1 protein-coding gene is annotated in these 648 nt (G+C 64.2%); it reads right to left on the bottom strand.

All coding sequences use genetic code 11. The annotated features are described in order from the left end of the window. On the bottom strand, positions 1–648 hold a 648-nt coding region (gene vgrG / locus V3W39_RS33615), incomplete at both ends, for a type VI secretion system tip protein VgrG (RefSeq protein ID WP_330214190.1).

The raw sequence follows: 648 nt of genomic DNA, 5'->3' as shown, positions 1-648 counted from the left end.
CTCAGCTGACTTTTCCCACCGTATTCCGTACTGAGCTTGACGTGCTCCTGCCCCCGCGTGTCGTCCATGCGCAGTTTGTTGTTGGCCGGTGTGCGCAGCACGTTGCGTTTGTAGTTGCGCAAGGTCACATGGTCCTCGCGCCGGCTATCGTGCAAGGCATGGGCGATGTAGGGCCGGTCCGGGTCGCCTTGCTCAAACGCAATGGCCACTTCGGTGCCGGCGATCAGCGGCAGGTGCAGGCCATGGGTGTCGCCCGCATACGGACGGGCCAGGCGCATCCACATACTTTCCTGGCCGGGCTTCCAGGTGTCGCGGTCGAACAGGAAGTTGACCCGGTAGCGCCCTTCCAGGTCGATTTCGGCGTACGGGTCATTGGCCTGCCGGCTGGTGACACGGGCCGGGACGGTGCCGGCGATTTGCGGTTTTTTCTTGAGCTCCGGGCGGAAGCACACGGTCTCCGAGTAGGGAATGGCCTTAAAGCTGACGTCGAAACTGCGGTCGCGGGCGGCCCGGGTGGTCAGTTGCGTGATCACCGCACCGGGGGCAAAGGCCTGTGGCGCGCCGCCGGAGATTTTGAGTACCTGCGCAGGAGCCAGGGTGGCGCTGCTGCTGTCGCCGCTGAGTTGGGTCTGGCCATTGAGGTAACGT

It is taken from the genome of Pseudomonas sp. Z18(2022) (genome assembly GCF_036346535.1).
Lineage (GTDB): Bacteria > Pseudomonadota > Gammaproteobacteria > Pseudomonadales > Pseudomonadaceae > Aquipseudomonas > Aquipseudomonas yamanorum_A.
This window is presented reverse-complemented; position numbering and strand designations above follow the sequence as displayed.